The following is a 15,575-nucleotide window of genomic DNA, read 5'->3' on the forward strand; positions in this document are numbered from 1 at the left end:
TTATCAACCGACAACTGACAACCAACAACTAACTCAAATTAATGGCAAACTTAAAAGAAATACGAGGCAGAATTACGTCAATTTCATCTACGATGCAAATTACCCGTGCTATGAAAATGGTTTCCGCAGCGAAACTTAAAAAAGCTCAGGATGCAATCGTTATGTTAAGACCATATTCTGAAAAATTACAGGAACTTATCCAGAATGTAAATTCTAGCTCTGATCCTGACCAGGTTTCTGTATATGCTCAGAAAAGAGAGGTTAAAAGAATACTTTTCATCGCTGTTACTTCAAACAGAGGTCTTGCGGGAGCTTTTAATTCTTCTATTGTTAAGGAGCTTAACCTTCAGTTTCAGAACAATTCTCAGTATGAGATTGAAGTTCTTCCTGTAGGTAAAAAAGCATACGATGCTGTAAGAAGAAACCGTTCAGTATATACTAATGCAAGTTCTGTTTATGATAATCTGAACTTTGATGTGGTTGCTAATGTTACCGAAGGAGTAATGAGCAGTTTCAGAGAAGGGAAATTTGACGAAGTTTATGTTATTTACAACAAATTCGTTAATGCCGCTACTCAGGAAGTGACTACAGAAAAGGTTCTTCCTATCTCAATGCCTGAAAGTACAGAAGGAGAGGTAGAAACAGATTATATCTTTGAACCTAACAGAGCTGAAATTCTTGATAATTTGATTCCAAAGTCTATTAAAACTCAGATTTTTAAAGCTATCTTGGATTCAGTAGCCTCAGAACACGGAGCGAGAATGACAGCAATGCACAAAGCTACAGATAATGCCGAAGCTTTGAGAAATGATCTTAAGATCTTCTACAACAAAGCAAGACAGGCTGCAATTACAAACGAAATCCTAGAGATCGTTTCAGGAGCAGAAGCTTTGAAAAATTCATAAAGAATTATTTTAACATAATATTAAGCATCGATCTTATCGATGCTTTTTTTTGTTATTTATATTTTGTATATCTTTGTAGTCAATTAAATTTATACAACTTCTAAATGGACTCGGACATAGTCAGGCTTTTGCTGGCCTTATTTCTTGTATTACTAAATGGCTTTTTCGTAGCCGCAGAATTTTCAATTGTTAAAGTTCGTTACTCACAAATCCAAATAAAAGCCGCAGAAGGTAATTCTATGGCCAAGCAGGCAGAGCATATCATCAAACATCTGGATGAATATCTTTCTGCTACACAATTAGGTATTACATTGGCATCCCTGGCTTTAGGATGGGTAGGGGAAAGCGCATTGCATCATATTATTGAAAATATTTTTCACTCACTCAGTATCAATATGAGTCAGGCTACCATCACTTCGGTGGCATTGGTAATCAGTTTTGTATTTATTACCATTATGCATATTGTTTTCGGTGAGCTTATACCAAAGTCAATTGCAATCAGAAAATCAGAAGCTACAACAATGGCAACAGCAGTTCCATTGAGGGTTTTCTATACGGTTTTTAAACCGTTTATCTGGTTGATGAACTTAATGTCAAATACATTCCTAAGACTCGTTAAAATTCACCCTGCTTCAGAACAGGAAATTCACTCTACAGAAGAGCTTCAGCTTTTGGTAAAACAAAGTGCAGATAGTGGAGAGATTGAAGAAGAAAACTATGAGATCATTAAAAATGCATTTGATTTTACAGATCATTCTGCCAAGCAGATCATGGTTCCAAGACAGAATATCACCTCCATTGATTTTGAAGAAGATATTAATGAAATGATCAATAAGATCATGGATAGCGGTTATTCCCGTATTCCTGTATATGTAGATTCCATTGATAATGTGATCGGAATTTTCTATACCAAGGAAATTATCAGAGAATTTGTTAAAAGAAAAGGAGATCTTGATCATGATGACCTTAGAGATCTGATGCGTGATGCATTTTTCGTAGTGGAAAGTAAAAAAGTTTCAGATCTATTGAAGATTTTCCAGCAGAAAAAACAGCACCTTGCTATTGTTATCGATGAATTCGGAGGAACAGAAGGGATTATTACACTTGAAGATATTCTGGAAGAGCTGGTAGGTGAAATTCAGGATGAGGAAGATGACGAAGAAAAAATTGTTGATAAAATAGCAGATAACACCTATTGGGTACAGGCTACACAGCCTTTGGATGAAATCAATGAATTCCTTCCTAAAAAGCTGCCTCTTTCTGAGGAAAGCGAGTATAATTCATTAGCAGGATTTATCCTTAATGCATTGGCAGAGATTCCTGAAGAGAATCAGGAGTTTGACCTTGAGAATTACCATTTCAAAATTTTGAAAATGAATAATAAGAGCGTAGAGCTTGTGGAATTGGTATATCAGGAACCTAATGCTATAGATAATTTAGCAGATAAAATCGGAGAAGTTTAAAAAACAGCTTACAAATGAATTTTTATAATAGCATAAAAGACTATGAAAATCCAAAACGTCAATATGAAGAAGAAGTTCTCGTTTTGGATGATACGGATGATGTCTATAAACTGGTGCTGCATAATGATGATATTCATACATTTGATTATGTGATAGACAGTCTTATTGAAGTATGCAAGCATACCCTGGAGCAGGCAGAGCAATGCACGATGCTTGTTCATTACAAGGGCAAATGCACCGTAAAAACAGGCTCAATGGATATTTTGAAGCCTATGCATGAAAAATTAATTTCAAGAGAATTAACAAGCGAAATAGTATAATAAAAAACCGGTAATGAATTTACCGGTTTTTTTTATTAAATCCGGAGATGAAACCCAAGTAATAAGCTTTGCATGACAAGGATAGCAGGCTTCCCGGAGAATCTTTCAATTTTTAATCCTTTAATCTTTTAATTTCTCAATATTCTTACATTGCTACATTTTATCTAAAATAGTATATTTGTACCAACTATAAAGAAACAAAAAAGAATGCTTGTAATAGGAATTGCCGGTGGTACGGGATCCGGCAAAACTACAGTTGTTGATAAAATACTTCAACAGCTTGATATTGAGGGAATGAATATCCTCTCTCAGGATAATTATTATCATGATAACCAAAATCTAACCCTGACAGAAAGAGAGGCTCTCAATTATGACCATCCGAAGTCTATAGATTTTGAACTGTTGATAAAACATGTTAAAGCTTTAAAAAATAATGAGTCTATTGAGCAGCCCATTTATAGCTTTGTAACGCATTCCAGAACAGGAGATCATGTCACTGTAGAACCTAAGAACGTATTGGTAGTAGAAGGGATTTTAGTTCTTACCAACAAAGAACTGTTGAAAGAATTTGATCTGAAGGTATTTGTTCATGCAGACTCTGATGAAAGATTGATCAGAAGGATCAGAAGAGATACCCAGGAAAGAGGAAGAGACCTTGGTGAAGTATTACACCGTTACCAGACTACCCTGAAACCAATGCACCAGGAATTCATCGAGCCATCTAAAAATGATGCCGATCTTATTATCCCAAATATGAAACAGAATTCCGTAGCGATTGATTTTTTAACTACTGTTATTAAAAACTCGTTGAGAAAACATTAAAAAATGGAAGAAAACAACCTTATCAAAGACATTCAGCCGAAATCTGAAACATTGAAGCTGATCCAGAAGTATATCTTGAATAAATATACCATTACAATCTGTATGTTTTTGGTATGGATGGTTTTCTTTGATAAAACCTCATTTCTCGTCATTAATGAATTGAATGGTGAGATCAGTAAATATGAAGATCAGCTGGAGTATTATAAAAAAGAATACGAAAAGAATGATGCTTTCTATAAAAAACTGATGAACAACAAGTCGGAAAAGGAAAAATATGCACGGGAAAATTATTTTATGAAAAAGCCGAATGAAGAGATCTTTATTTTGGTTGTTGATAGCGCAAAAGTCGCCAAGAAATAATAAAAGTTGAATAGGATAAGTCAATAATGAAGTCAATTCAATGGGCATGTTAATTCTTTACATTGAAACTCACATACACGGCAAAATTGACCATTGACAGTTCACATCACAAATACATAAAACTAATGTCAAATAACATACTTCCAAACTGGGAAAACTTAGTCAAAAAACAACTTAAAACAGAGGATATTTACCCTATTTTAGAAAAGGAAAATCTGGAAGGAATAGAGGTAAAACCATTTTACACAGAAGTTCAGAAACCTCTGGTAAATTTACCTAAAGTTGAAGAAAGTACCCATCTGGTAGCTTCTTACCATGAAAGTCTGGAAGACGAAGTATTTGCATTTTTATTAGACCGGAATGTAGAAAATCTGGAAGAGAAAACAATTTTCGTTAATAATAAAGAACTGGCCGGCCATATCAGCCCAAAAGAAGAAGATCAGTACTTTTCCCTGATTGATGTTTTTAACGAAAAAGATGGAGGTATTGATGATCAGCTGGCAAAAGAACTGTTGGCAAAAGATTTTAAAAGAAACATCTGTGTTGATATTTCATTGCATCAGAACGCGGGAGCAGCCATCTACCAGCAGCTTGGTATTGCCCTGGCTAAAACTAAAGAACTTGTAGAAAGCTATGGTCCTGAAATTGTAAGCAAACTGATTTTCAGACTGGCTGTAGGAGGAAATTATTTCTTTGAAATGGCCAAACTGAGAGCATTTAAAATTGTTTTCAATCAGCTTTCCAAAGAGTACGGCTTAGATGAAGTTCCTTATATTTTTGCAGAAACCTCTTTAAGAAATAAAGCCGTTTCTGATAATGAAAATAACCTGATCCGTTCTACACTGGAGCTTGCTTCAGCTATGATTGGTGGTGCTGATGCTGTTTTTACCAATAATTATCTTGTAGAAAAAAGTACTGAAAATTCAGAAGAGATTTCTTTTAAACAACAAATCGTTCTGGCCTACGAAAGTATTATCAATGTGTTTGAAGATGCTTCCAATGGAAGTTATTATATAGAAGATATTACCAGACAACTGGCAGAGAAAGCCTGGGACCTTTTTGTTGAGATGGAAGATGCGGGAGGCTATCTGGAGCTTTTAAAGCAGGGAGTGGTTCAGAAAAAAATCTATGACCATGCTGTTAAAGAGCAGCAATGGGTGGAAGAAGGAAAAATAAAACTGATTGGCGTTAATTTATATCCCAAATTAGACGTTAAAAAGTCCATTGACGAGTTATACAACGAAAAAGAAATAAAAGCGGTACGTTGGGCAGAAATGTTTGAATAAACTGCTTTTAACCATAAACTATACAGACTTTCACAGATGATTACTAATGATTCTGTGAATTTTTGTATAAGGTTTTAATGTATATAGCGTTGATTGGGCGAAGACTGTATTTTAAGTAAATACAAAAAAATAGAATAGAGGAGTGAAAAGCAAATAAGCCTTTATGTACAAAGTCTATATTTTCTATATACAATGAATTGAAAAATCAACGGAAATATTAATGAGATATCATCTGTAAAATTTGTGGAAAATAAACTATTAAATCAAGAAGTTCAACATTACATTAATGCCAATCTGCATACAGATTTACATGCATTGCTGTTAAAAAAATCTCCTTTTCCTGAGGTTTCTGCTCAGGAAATTGTTCAGCAGATCAAAGGAAGACAGGTGGCAGAGAAAAAGTTTCCTTTTCTCTTAAAAGAAGGGATTATTTTTCCACCACAGCTCAATTTAGAGCAGTCATCATCCGAAAAAACAGCTTTTTATAAATCAGAAATTATAAAAGGGGAAAAATTTATTGATCTCACAAGTGGTTTTGGAATTGATGCTTACTATTTGTCAAAAAATTTTGATGACATTACCTTAGTGGAACAAAATGCTGAACTTCTGGAAGTTGTGGAACATAACTGGAACATTATAGGGAAGAAAGCAAATTTTGTGAATCAAAAACTGGAGGATTTCTTACTTGAGAATAAAGAGCATTTTGATACCATTTATTTAGATCCGGCCAGAAGAGATCACCAAAAGAATAAAGTTTTTCTTTTGGAGGATTTGTCTCCCAATATCCTTGAAATTCAGGAAAAGTTATTATCTATTTCTAAACAGGTGATTATCAAACTTTCTCCATTGATTGATCTGAAATACCTTATTTCTGTTGTACCGGATATTTTCAGGATTGATATTGTTGCTTTGAAAAATGATGTAAAGGAAATTGTCATCTTCCTGTCAAATGAAAAAGTAAACGAAATCAGATGTTATTGTGTAAATCTTGAAAGTGGAGAATTACCTTTTAATTTTATGTTTCGGGAAGAAGAAAATGCCCGTTCAGAATATTCCGAACCCGAAAAGTTTATTTATATTCCTAATAATTCCATTTTAAAAGCAGGAATCTTTAATTTGGTCTCAGAAAAATTTGGACTTAAAAAACTTCATCCTAATACCCATATTTATACTTCATCTGAGAAAAAAGAGAATTTTCCGGGAAGGATTTTAGAAATGGAACTAATTGATTCTAAGAGTATTGAAAAGAAATCACAGTTCAATATTATTTCAAAAAACCATCCTTTAAAGCCTGATGAAATTAAAAAGAAATATGGTTTAAAAGACGGAGGTGAGCACTACCTTATTTTTACACAATCCAAAAAAGGGAAAATAATTTTAAAATCAGTCTAAAAATGTTGCCGAAAAAAGCAGGATTTCTTAATTTTGGGCAATCAAAAATTTAAGCATGAGAAAATTAGTTATATGTTTAGCGATTGCAACTGTAGCTGTAAGCTGTAAAAAAGTATCAGCAGGAGGGAATAAAGGTACTTTAAAACTTGAAGAAGGAGTAGAGAGATATTCTGATGATGCACAAGGTGGAAAAGCTCATGGTCATGAGGCTGCTGCTGAAGGGCACAAGGAAGAAGCTGCTGCAAAACCTGAAGCTCCAAAAACAGATAGCGCTGCTGCAAAATCTGCTGAAGCTCCGAAAACGGCTGAAGCTCCAAAAGCTGAACACTAATTATAAGTATAAGACGTACAAGTGCCCTGTTTCTACAGGGCATTTTTTATTAAAAAAATGAATGTTGGGAGAATAAGTAATTCGTATGGAAAATCCTGTGTTTTTACTTGGCTCTGAGAGGCATTTTTTTTAATTTTAACAAAATAAATTTTTACAATGCAAGAGACATTAAATTACATTAACGAAAACAAACAACGTTTCGTTGATGAATTATTTGAGTTACTGAGAATTCCTTCCATTTCTGCAGATCCGGCTTATAAAAATGACGTATTAAAATGTGCGGATGTATGTGCAGCGCACCTTAAAAATGCAGGGGCTGACAATGTTGAAATCTGTGAAACAAAAGGATACCCTATTGTTTTTGGTGAAAAAATCATAGACAAAAATTTACCAACAGTACTGGTGTATGGCCATTATGATGTGCAGCCGGCAGACCCGTTGGAGCTATGGAGAAAACCACCTTTCGAACCTTATATTGAAAAAACAGAACTTCACCCGGATGGAGCTATCTTCGCAAGAGGGGCTGCAGATGATAAAGGACAGTTCTTTATGCATCTGAAAGCTTTTGAAGCTATGATGAAGACAAACACTCTTCCATGTAACGTTAAATTTATTTTAGAAGGTGAAGAAGAAGTAGGTTCTGTAAGTTTAGGAGACTTCGTTAATGAAAATAAAGAAAAACTGACCTGTGACTGTATTCTTATTTCAGATACCCATATCTACAGCAATGAACAGCCAACTGTAACAACAGGATTAAGAGGGCTAAGCTATGTAGAAGTAGAAGTGGAAGGTCCAAACAGAGACTTACACTCCGGACTTTACGGAGGGGCTGTTCCCAATCCTATCCATGTCCTTTCAAGAATGATTGCTAATCTGATTGATGAAAACGGTCATATTACAATTGATGGATTCTATGATAACGTGGAAGTAGTATCTGATGCGGACAGAGCTGAAATGAACAAGCTGAAAGACAATCCTGAAGAATTCAAGAAATCAATCGGATTAAGCGGTATAGAAGGTGAAAAAGGATATACAACTCTTGAAAGAGCTTCTATTCGTCCTACATTAGACTGTAATGGAATCTGGGGAGGATATACAGGAGAAGGTGCTAAAACAGTAATTCCTTCAAAAGCTTTTGCTAAAATTTCAATGCGTTTGGTTCCTTATCAGACTCCTGAAGAGATTACCGAAAAATTCACAAAATATTTTGAAAAAATAGCTCCGGAAACTGTAAAGGTTAAAGTTACTCCTCACCATGGAGGAATGCCTTATGTGTTACAAAGTGATACCAAAGAGTTTTTAGCAGCTAAACAGGCTATGGAAACAGCATTTGGTAAAGAAGTGCTACCGTACAGAAGTGGGGGAAGTATTCCGATCACAGCGATGTTCGAGAAAGTTCTGGGAGCTAAGTCTGTATTAATGGGCTTTGGACTGGATTCTGACGCTATTCACTCTCCAAATGAGCATTATGGTTTGTTTAATTTCTATAAAGGAATTGAAAGTATCCCGTTGTTCTTTGAAAATTATTCAAAATAATAGACTTATTATATCAATATCTCAAGCGCTTCTTTCCAGGAGCGCTTGATTTTTTTATATATCTAAATAAGCTTGTGAAAAAAAAGGATTCACACTTAGAAAATTCCCCATACAAATTTGAAAGACAATGCTCAATTAAACAGGAACCCAATCATTTTTTCCTCCGGTTTACTATGTGGAGATTTATAGTAAAAATTGTAAACCGCTTTTGTATCAAACACCTTGCCCTGTTATGTTTTTTAGGGGTTATAAATTAGTGACAATAATCGGATTTCTGCTTGATGAATGGTATTTTTTTAATTCTTTGAAGTTTTTATTTTTATTCCGAAACTTAAACTTTACTATGAAAAAATACTACTCAATCGCATGTGTCTTACTTTCAGTATTTTCTTTCGCTCAGCAATCTATTTCCTTTGAAGACAACGAAGGTTTTTTAGCCGCCAATATCCATGGACAAAATAATTGGATAAGTACTCCTACAGGAGGAAACCCAGCTTATGTTATGAATCAGGTTATTAGTCAGGATTATGCCAGTAACGGAAATGCTTCCCTGAAAATTGTCAAAGAAAATACTTATGGAACCCAATCAGAACCTATCATCGGTGGTTTTTATAATTTGCCGACACCCCTTCTGTATACCCTTTTTTCGGTTTCATTTGATATTAATATCTCTCAGCTTGATGGCTCTGTTTTTGGATTCCAGGGAGTTGACAGTATTGCAGAGCAGTTGGTCGTAAGGCTTGATTTTGATAAGACAGGTGCCATAAAAGTTTTAGACAAGGTTTCCGGCTCTTTGGAGCTTGTTTCTACTCCTGAAACCTGGTCTCCAAATACCTGGTATAGGTTTAAAGTTATAGGAACAGCCTCAGATATCAGATATTATCTCAATGACACTTTGATATATACAGGATTGGCTGTAAGCTCACTCAATATAGATCAGCTTCGTTTTGTACATGACAATGCTTTAGGAACGGCTTATATTGATCAGATTAAGATCAATTCCGAGACCATTTTGACGGTTAAAGACGATAAGATAAGCTATCATACAGTATCATTATATCCTAATCCAACAACAGATTTTATAAAAATAAATACACTGGATGTAATAAATAAAGTGGAGGTGTATGATGGTACCGGAAAAAAGATCAATATAGGATTACAGAATAATACAATAGATGTAAAGCACCTTTTACCAGGGCTTTATTTTATGAGCATACAGTCAGGAGATAGAACCTTTACGGAAAAGTTTGTAAAAAAATAACCATTGAAGGCATGATGAAGAATAAAAATAAAATTAAGTAAAAAGTGATATTTTGTTTAAAAAATTAACTTTATGATGTTGTTTTAATATTATTTTAACGTGTTTAATTGATGATTTTTAATGCAATATTTTTATATAAAAACGCTGAATAGTTGATTATTACTTGTTTTTTTAGATGTTTGATGTTTTTTTTAGAATAAATATTCTATTTTTGCGTCGAATTAAAAATAAATAATATCATGAAGAAATTTTTACTAGTTGCGTGTGGAGCTGCATTTTCAATTGGAGTTTCAGCGCAAACAGTTTTAAATGAGAATTTTAATGCTTTAACATTAGGGAATTTAGCCACTGATGCAACGGGAAGTTTACCAGGGCAGGGAGGCTTTTATATCTATGGTGGAGTAGGAAGTGATTATCAGGTAGCAGCACTGGATGCAGCCCATGGTAATTCTTTAAAAATTAAAAGTGGTGCAGGGTATGATGATCTTGACAATTCCTCAAATGTTAGATTTGCCTTTAAATCAATCACCACAACTGCTACAGCGGGAAATAATATCCTGAAAGGAACTTTGGATATTTATACAGGACCGGCAACGGGTGCTGGTAAAATCCAATGTGCAATGTATGATGCTGCCGGTGCTGGAATTGTTGGAATAAATTATGATTATTCTACAAAAACCATTAGTGGTATGGGAAGATTAACCCCAGCGGGAAGTACAGCAAGATTTTACAGTATTGGACTGGGATCTGCAACCTATGCGGCTAATACATGGGTATCAGTGTCATTTACATATAATAAAACAACGGGTGCATATTCCTGGACGTATCCTGAAGGAACATTTAATTTTACAAATGCCACAAATCCAGGGTATAGTGTTTCTACCGGTTTAGTTCCGGCTGAGCTTGATTTTGTTTCATCGACAGATGAAGGAAATACTGTAGCAAATGAGGCTTTCGTAGATAATGTTAACGTTATGTATGGAAACTCTGCAACCCTTGGAACTGCGGATGTTTCTGTTTCTGCAAAAGCTCCTGTATCTGTTTATCCTAACCCGGTTTCAGATGTCTTAACCATTAAAGCAGAAGCAAAGATAAATAAGGTTGAAATCTTTGATATGAGCGGTAGAAAAATTAATGTTGACATCAATAATGATAAAGTAAATGTTGGAGGCCTGAATGCAGGAAGCTATATCATTAATATTGAAACGAAAGACGGTAAAACGACAGAGAAATTTATAAAAAAATAATACCTGATAAATCTTAGTATCAGTAAACGCTCCAATTGGAGCGTTTTTTTGTTGTAATCAATTCTGAAAAGTATAAATACTCTTTTATTAAACCAAATTGCATAAAGAATATTAGTGAATTTATTAACTAATTTTTTCTTTTTTCATGCAATTTTATAAGTAAATGATATGGTTTTTGGCTTTTTGTTGGTTATTTTATAAATTCCTCATTTTAAATTTGGAATAGAATATAGGTGTACTTAAACTTGTTGTAAAATAAAAAATTATGATGAGAACTTTATATTTGAGTGCCTTTTTAGGATTATCCTCTTTAAATGCACAAACGACAATCTTTGAAGATAGTTTTGAAAATTATACGGATTTTGCCTATACAACAGGAAATGTAGGGAATTGGACATTAACAGATTTAGATGGAAAACAGTCATATGTGCTGCAGAACTCTACTTTTCCTAATCAAGGAATTGCCAAGGCGTTCATTGTTTTTAATAGAGGAGGAATTGTTCCTGTAACTATTTCAAATCAGACTGCAGCCAGAACAGGAAATAAAGCGATGGCATGTTTTAATGTCAGTAGTCCTGCGCCTCTGGTCAATAACGATTGGTTAATTAGTCCCCAAATAACTTTAGGATCAACAGGAAATACTCTAAGTTTTTGGGTGAAACCTATTCATGCTAATTACGGATTAGAAAAATTCAATGTCTACGTTTCAACAACAGATACGCAAACAGCAAACTTTACTAAAATTAATACAAATACAATAGTAACTCCGGCGGCCGTAGAATGGGCTCAGCATACTTTTAATTTAGATACTTATGCGGGACAGAATGTATATATTGCAATACAATGTGTTTCAGATGACCAATTTGCCCTATTTGTGGATGACTTTAAAGTGACCACAACAGGTACTTTGGCAACTTCTGAAACCTCTAAGGCATCTTCTTCTGTTTATGTTTTTCCTAATCCGGCATCTGATGTTCTTACGATTAAATCTAAAGAAAAAGTAAACAAAGTGGAAGTTTATGATATCAGCGGAAGAAAAGTAGTTGCAGATCTAGATGGAAATAAAGTAAATGTTGGAAACCTGAATGCAGGAAGCTATATCATTAATATTGAAACGAAAGAGGGTAAAACGACAGAGAAATTTATAAAAAAATAATACCTGATAAATCTTAGTATCAGTGAACGCTCCAATTGGAGCGTTTTTGTTATTTTAGAGAATTAAATTTTTTATGCTATGTTAGAAAATAAAACAGCTTATATAACAGGAGGAACTAAAGGAATAGGCTTTGGGATTGCGAAAATATTGCTGGAAAATGGTATCTCGGTGGCATTTTCGGGAAGAAAAAGAGATGATGTTCTGAAAGCTGAAGAAGAGCTTAAGCAGTATTCTGAAAATGTGTTAGGGATTGTTTCTGATGTAAGGAGCCTTGAAAGCGAACAGGAAGCTATACAATATACTTTGGAAAAATTCGGAAGACTGGATTTTGTTATTGCCAATGCCGGATTAGGTATTTTTAAGCCGGTAGATGAGCTGACAGCTGAAGAATGGAATGATATGATAGAAACCAACCTTACCGGTGTTTTCTATACCCTAAAAGCTTCTGTTGAAGAACTGAAAAAGACAGAAGGTTATTATATTACCATTTCAAGTTTGGCAGGAGCTAACTTTTTTGAAAATGGAACAGGTTATAATGCTTCAAAATTTGGAGTCGTAGGATTTACTCAGGCAGCAATGATTGATTTAAGAAAATATAATATTAAATCTACCGTCATTATGCCCGGATCAGTGGCCACTCATTTTAATGGAAACACCCCATCTGAAAAAGACAGCTGGAAGATTCAGCCGGAAGATATGGGAAATCTTATATTGGATATTTTAAAGATGAATCCTAGAGTTTTACCAAGTAAAATAGAGTTTAGAGCAACAAAACCAGGAAAGTAAATACTTCTAATGTATTGAATAATAATTTAGTAAGTATTATGCATGCATAATATATTTTTTATTTATATTAGCAAAAATTAATTCAAACAAAATCTCTGCATAAACCGTTGTTGGTTTTGTGCGTAAAAGGGAAAAAATAAAATAGTACACATGAAAATATTAGTTTGTATTAGTAGTGTTCCGGATACTACTTCGAAGATTAACTTTACAGCAGATAAATCTGCTTTCGACAAAAACGGAATTCAGTGGGTAATTAACCCTTTAGATGAATTTGCGTTAACAAAAGCGGTTAAGCTTCAGGAATCTCAAGGAGCTACTGTAACTGTAATTAACGTAGGAGACGCTGCTACAGAACCGGTAATCAGAAAAGCTCTGGCGATTGGTGCAAATGATGCTGTAAGAGTAAACCTTGATCCTAAAGATAGCTATTCTACAGCGAAAGAAATCGCTGCTGTAGCTCAAAACGGAGGATATGACCTTATCCTTTGCGGGAAAGAATCTATCGACTATAACGGTGGTTCAGTTCCGGGAATGGTTGCTCAATTGCTAAACCAGCCTTTCGTTAACGCGTCAGTAGGATTAGACGTGAATGGAAGCGAAGCAACTGCTATAAGAGAAATTGAAGGAGGAAAAGAAACTATTTCTGTAAAACTACCGGCAATTATTGCAGGTCAGAAAGGATTAGTAGATGAAAAAGACCTTATCATTCCGAATATGAGAGGAATTATGTCTGCAAGAACAAAACCTTTACAGGTAGTAGAACCTACTTCTTCTGAAGTGAAAGTTCAGGGAGTATCTTATGATAGCGTTCCTCCAAGAGCTGCTGTAAAAATGGTTTCTCCGGACAATTTAGATGAGTTGGTAAGATTACTTCACGAAGAAGCTAAAGTAATCTAGTATTGAGGTAGAGGCAAAGTTTGGGTCCCACTCAATCCTTAGCCTTAATCTAAACCCTTATTTTAATCTTTAAATTATTTTAAAAATGGCAGTATTCGTATACGCAGAAAATATAAACGGAGTTTACAAAAAAGCAGCTTTTGAAGCGGTTTCTTATGCTAAAGCTGTTGCTGATAAAGCTGGAGATACAGTGACAGCAATCACCGTAAACCCTACCGATTCTTCAGATTTATTATATAAGTATGGAGCATCTAATGTAATTAATATCAAAGACGAAGGTCTTAAGAGCTTTTCAGCAAAAGCATATGCTCAGGCAGTAAGTGAAGTATTAGACGGAAATATTATTGTTTTCCCTCATACTACTGACGCTTCTTCAATTGCTCCAATGCTTGCAGTAATGAAGAACTATTCTTTACTTACTAACGCTTTGGAAGCTCCTGAAAGTCTTTCACCTTTCCAGGTAAAAAGAAAAGCATTCTCAGGAAAAGGATTTATGCATGCAAAAGCTGAAGGAAACGGAGTTATTGTTACTGTTTCTCAGAACGCTTTCGGAGTAAAAGAAAATGCTGTATCCGGTTCAGAAGAAGTGAAAAACCTTTCAGTAGCTAACGAAGATACTAAAGTGATCTCTCACGAGCAGAGCTCAGGGAAATTAGACCTTAAAGAAGCAGAAGTTGTAGTTTCTGCGGGAAGAGGTATGAAAGGACCTGAGAACTGGGGTATGATTGAAGAGCTGGCTAATGTTTTAGGAGCTGCTACAGCATGTTCTAAGCCTGTTTCTGATATTGGATGGAGACCTCACACAGAGCACGTAGGACAAACAGGTAAAGCTATTGCACCTAATCTTTACATTGCTGTAGGGATTTCGGGAGCTATTCAGCACCTGGCTGGAGTAAACTCTTCAAAAACTATTGTTGTCATCAACAGTGATGCTGAAGCACCTTTCTTCAAGTCTGCAGACTATGGAGTAGTAGGAGACGCTTTCCAGATTATTCCTGCACTAACAGAGAAAATCAAAGCATTAAAAGGATAAAAATGAATGGAAAATAGCCCGGGAGCTCTGCTTGTTAATAGTAATAATTCACTTGCAACGTAACCCTAACTATTGACCATTGATCGTCATACACAATACAATAAAAGCTCGGCTTTCCGGGCTTTTATTTTTGTGTGAAAAAGTAAAATCACAATAAAAAATTAATCTATATTTGTAGCTATGGATTATAAGCAGCTAATTATTCGCGGAATATCGTATAGTCAGACCCAATCGGGGGCTTACGCATTGTTATTGGAGCATGAAGAAACACACATAAAATTACCTGTTGTTATAGGAAATTTCGAAGCCCAGTCTATCTCTTTAGGACTGGAAAAAGATATTCATCCGCCACGTCCTCTTACCCATGACTTATTCACAAAATTTATAGTTTCTGCCAATTATGAATTGGTTTCTGTTATTATTTATCAGATTGTAGATGGTGTTTTCTTTTCAAATATCAATTTTAAAAGTAAAACTACTGAGGAAGAATTAATCCTTGATGCCAGAACTTCTGATGCTGTTGCAATGGCAGTAAGATTTGATGCGCCTATTTTTACGACTCAACAGGTCTTAAACGAAGCCGGAATTTTACTGGAACTGGAAGATGTAGCAAAAGAAGAGCAGGGCTTTTCAGAAACCGTGCAGAATGAAGACAACTTAACATCTCTTTCTATGGAGGAGCTTCAGAAATTATTGGATGATGCCGTTAGAGAAGAAGATTATGATACTGCTCTTGAAATTCAGGAAGAAATTAAGAGGAGGAAAAAGAAAATTGATTAA

General features: G+C 34.8%; 16 protein-coding genes. All 16 read left to right on the top strand.

The features are described from left to right. Positions 1 to 41: 41 nt before the first annotated feature. The 16 genes from atpG to JML65_RS15670 all read left to right on the top strand — a co-directional run bounded on the left by atpG (position 42) and on the right by JML65_RS15670 (position 15,575). Positions 42 to 905 (top strand): ATP synthase F1 subunit gamma, encoded by an 864-nt coding sequence (atpG, locus tag JML65_RS15595; RefSeq protein WP_047490908.1) that lies wholly within the window; start codon positions 42 to 44, stop codon positions 903 to 905. Positions 906 to 1,009: 104 nt separating this feature from the next. Further along, positions 1,010 to 2,368, top strand: coding sequence for a hemolysin family protein (locus JML65_RS15600; RefSeq protein ID WP_202271364.1), 1,359 nt, complete (start codon positions 1,010 to 1,012; stop codon positions 2,366 to 2,368). Positions 2,369 to 2,382: 14 nt separating this feature from the next. Next, complete coding sequence (locus JML65_RS15605; protein WP_052188768.1) at positions 2,383 to 2,688, top strand: ATP-dependent Clp protease adaptor ClpS; 306 nt, start codon at positions 2,383 to 2,385, stop codon at positions 2,686 to 2,688. A 207-nt stretch (positions 2,689 to 2,895) separates the two neighbouring features. Then, positions 2,896 to 3,510 (top strand): uridine kinase, encoded by a 615-nt coding sequence (gene udk / locus JML65_RS15610; protein WP_047494887.1) that lies wholly within the window; start codon positions 2,896 to 2,898, stop codon positions 3,508 to 3,510. Positions 3,511 to 3,513: 3 nt separating this feature from the next. Continuing rightward, a complete protein-coding gene (locus tag JML65_RS15615) occupies positions 3,514 to 3,870 on the top strand; it encodes an FtsB family cell division protein (protein WP_047494884.1) in 357 nt (118 codons plus the stop codon). A 125-nt stretch (positions 3,871 to 3,995) separates the two neighbouring features. Further along, positions 3,996 to 5,156 (top strand): methylmalonyl-CoA mutase family protein, encoded by a 1,161-nt coding sequence (locus JML65_RS15620; protein WP_202271365.1) that lies wholly within the window; start codon positions 3,996 to 3,998, stop codon positions 5,154 to 5,156. Between the two features lie 243 nt (positions 5,157 to 5,399). Next, positions 5,400 to 6,548: a class I SAM-dependent methyltransferase gene (locus tag JML65_RS15625; protein ID WP_202271366.1), complete on the top strand. Its 1,149-nt coding sequence runs from the start codon at positions 5,400 to 5,402 to the stop codon at positions 6,546 to 6,548. A 55-nt stretch (positions 6,549 to 6,603) separates the two neighbouring features. Beyond that, positions 6,604 to 6,879, top strand: coding sequence for a hypothetical protein (locus JML65_RS15630; RefSeq protein ID WP_047494873.1), 276 nt, complete (start codon positions 6,604 to 6,606; stop codon positions 6,877 to 6,879). 156 nt (positions 6,880 to 7,035) lie between these two features. Then, a complete protein-coding gene (locus JML65_RS15635) occupies positions 7,036 to 8,415 on the top strand; it encodes a dipeptidase (protein ID WP_047494870.1) in 1,380 nt (459 codons plus the stop codon). A gap of 343 nt (positions 8,416 to 8,758) precedes the next feature. Beyond that, positions 8,759 to 9,676 (top strand): T9SS type A sorting domain-containing protein, encoded by a 918-nt coding sequence (locus JML65_RS15640; RefSeq protein WP_202271367.1) that lies wholly within the window; start codon positions 8,759 to 8,761, stop codon positions 9,674 to 9,676. A 239-nt stretch (positions 9,677 to 9,915) separates the two neighbouring features. Continuing rightward, entirely contained in the window at positions 9,916 to 10,923 is a 1,008-nt protein-coding gene (locus JML65_RS15645; RefSeq protein WP_047494867.1) for a T9SS type A sorting domain-containing protein, read from the top strand. Between the two features lie 265 nt (positions 10,924 to 11,188). Then, entirely contained in the window at positions 11,189 to 12,079 is an 891-nt protein-coding gene (locus tag JML65_RS15650; protein ID WP_081989202.1) for a T9SS-dependent choice-of-anchor J family protein, read from the top strand. 78 nt (positions 12,080 to 12,157) lie between these two features. Then, complete coding sequence (locus JML65_RS15655; RefSeq protein ID WP_202271368.1) at positions 12,158 to 12,865, top strand: SDR family oxidoreductase; 708 nt, start codon at positions 12,158 to 12,160, stop codon at positions 12,863 to 12,865. 150 nt (positions 12,866 to 13,015) lie between these two features. Then, positions 13,016 to 13,762, top strand: a complete 747-nt coding sequence (locus tag JML65_RS15660) for an electron transfer flavoprotein subunit beta/FixA family protein (protein WP_047494853.1) — start codon at positions 13,016 to 13,018, stop codon at positions 13,760 to 13,762. A gap of 85 nt (positions 13,763 to 13,847) precedes the next feature. Next, the gene (locus tag JML65_RS15665; protein ID WP_047494850.1) at positions 13,848 to 14,795 is read left to right on the top strand and encodes an electron transfer flavoprotein subunit alpha/FixB family protein; all 948 of its coding nucleotides are present in this window, start codon (positions 13,848 to 13,850) and stop codon (positions 14,793 to 14,795) included. 180 nt (positions 14,796 to 14,975) lie between these two features. Next, a complete protein-coding gene (locus tag JML65_RS15670) occupies positions 14,976 to 15,575 on the top strand; it encodes a bifunctional nuclease family protein (protein ID WP_047494847.1) in 600 nt (199 codons plus the stop codon).

The organism is Chryseobacterium sp. KMC2, from assembly GCF_016756935.1.
Taxonomy (GTDB): Bacteria; Bacteroidota; Bacteroidia; order Flavobacteriales; family Weeksellaceae; genus Chryseobacterium; species Chryseobacterium rhizosphaerae.

Coding starts and splice junctions, on each gene's coding strand:
- JML65_RS15635 (WP_047494870.1), top strand. CDS start 7,036: ATGCAAGAGACATTAAATTACATTAACGAAAACAAACAACGTTTCGTT.
- JML65_RS15655 (WP_202271368.1), top strand. CDS start 12,158: ATGTTAGAAAATAAAACAGCTTATATAACAGGAGGAACTAAAGGAATA.
- JML65_RS15615 (WP_047494884.1), top strand. CDS start 3,514: ATGGAAGAAAACAACCTTATCAAAGACATTCAGCCGAAATCTGAAACA.
- JML65_RS15640 (WP_202271367.1), top strand. CDS start 8,759: ATGAAAAAATACTACTCAATCGCATGTGTCTTACTTTCAGTATTTTCT.
- JML65_RS15645 (WP_047494867.1), top strand. CDS start 9,916: ATGAAGAAATTTTTACTAGTTGCGTGTGGAGCTGCATTTTCAATTGGA.
- JML65_RS15600 (WP_202271364.1), top strand. CDS start 1,010: ATGGACTCGGACATAGTCAGGCTTTTGCTGGCCTTATTTCTTGTATTA.
- JML65_RS15670 (WP_047494847.1), top strand. CDS start 14,976: ATGGATTATAAGCAGCTAATTATTCGCGGAATATCGTATAGTCAGACC.
- JML65_RS15660 (WP_047494853.1), top strand. CDS start 13,016: ATGAAAATATTAGTTTGTATTAGTAGTGTTCCGGATACTACTTCGAAG.
- JML65_RS15650 (WP_081989202.1), top strand. CDS start 11,189: ATGATGAGAACTTTATATTTGAGTGCCTTTTTAGGATTATCCTCTTTA.
- atpG (WP_047490908.1), top strand. CDS start 42: ATGGCAAACTTAAAAGAAATACGAGGCAGAATTACGTCAATTTCATCT.
- JML65_RS15605 (WP_052188768.1), top strand. CDS start 2,383: ATGAATTTTTATAATAGCATAAAAGACTATGAAAATCCAAAACGTCAA.
- JML65_RS15665 (WP_047494850.1), top strand. CDS start 13,848: ATGGCAGTATTCGTATACGCAGAAAATATAAACGGAGTTTACAAAAAA.
- udk (WP_047494887.1), top strand. CDS start 2,896: ATGCTTGTAATAGGAATTGCCGGTGGTACGGGATCCGGCAAAACTACA.
- JML65_RS15630 (WP_047494873.1), top strand. CDS start 6,604: ATGAGAAAATTAGTTATATGTTTAGCGATTGCAACTGTAGCTGTAAGC.
- JML65_RS15620 (WP_202271365.1), top strand. CDS start 3,996: ATGTCAAATAACATACTTCCAAACTGGGAAAACTTAGTCAAAAAACAA.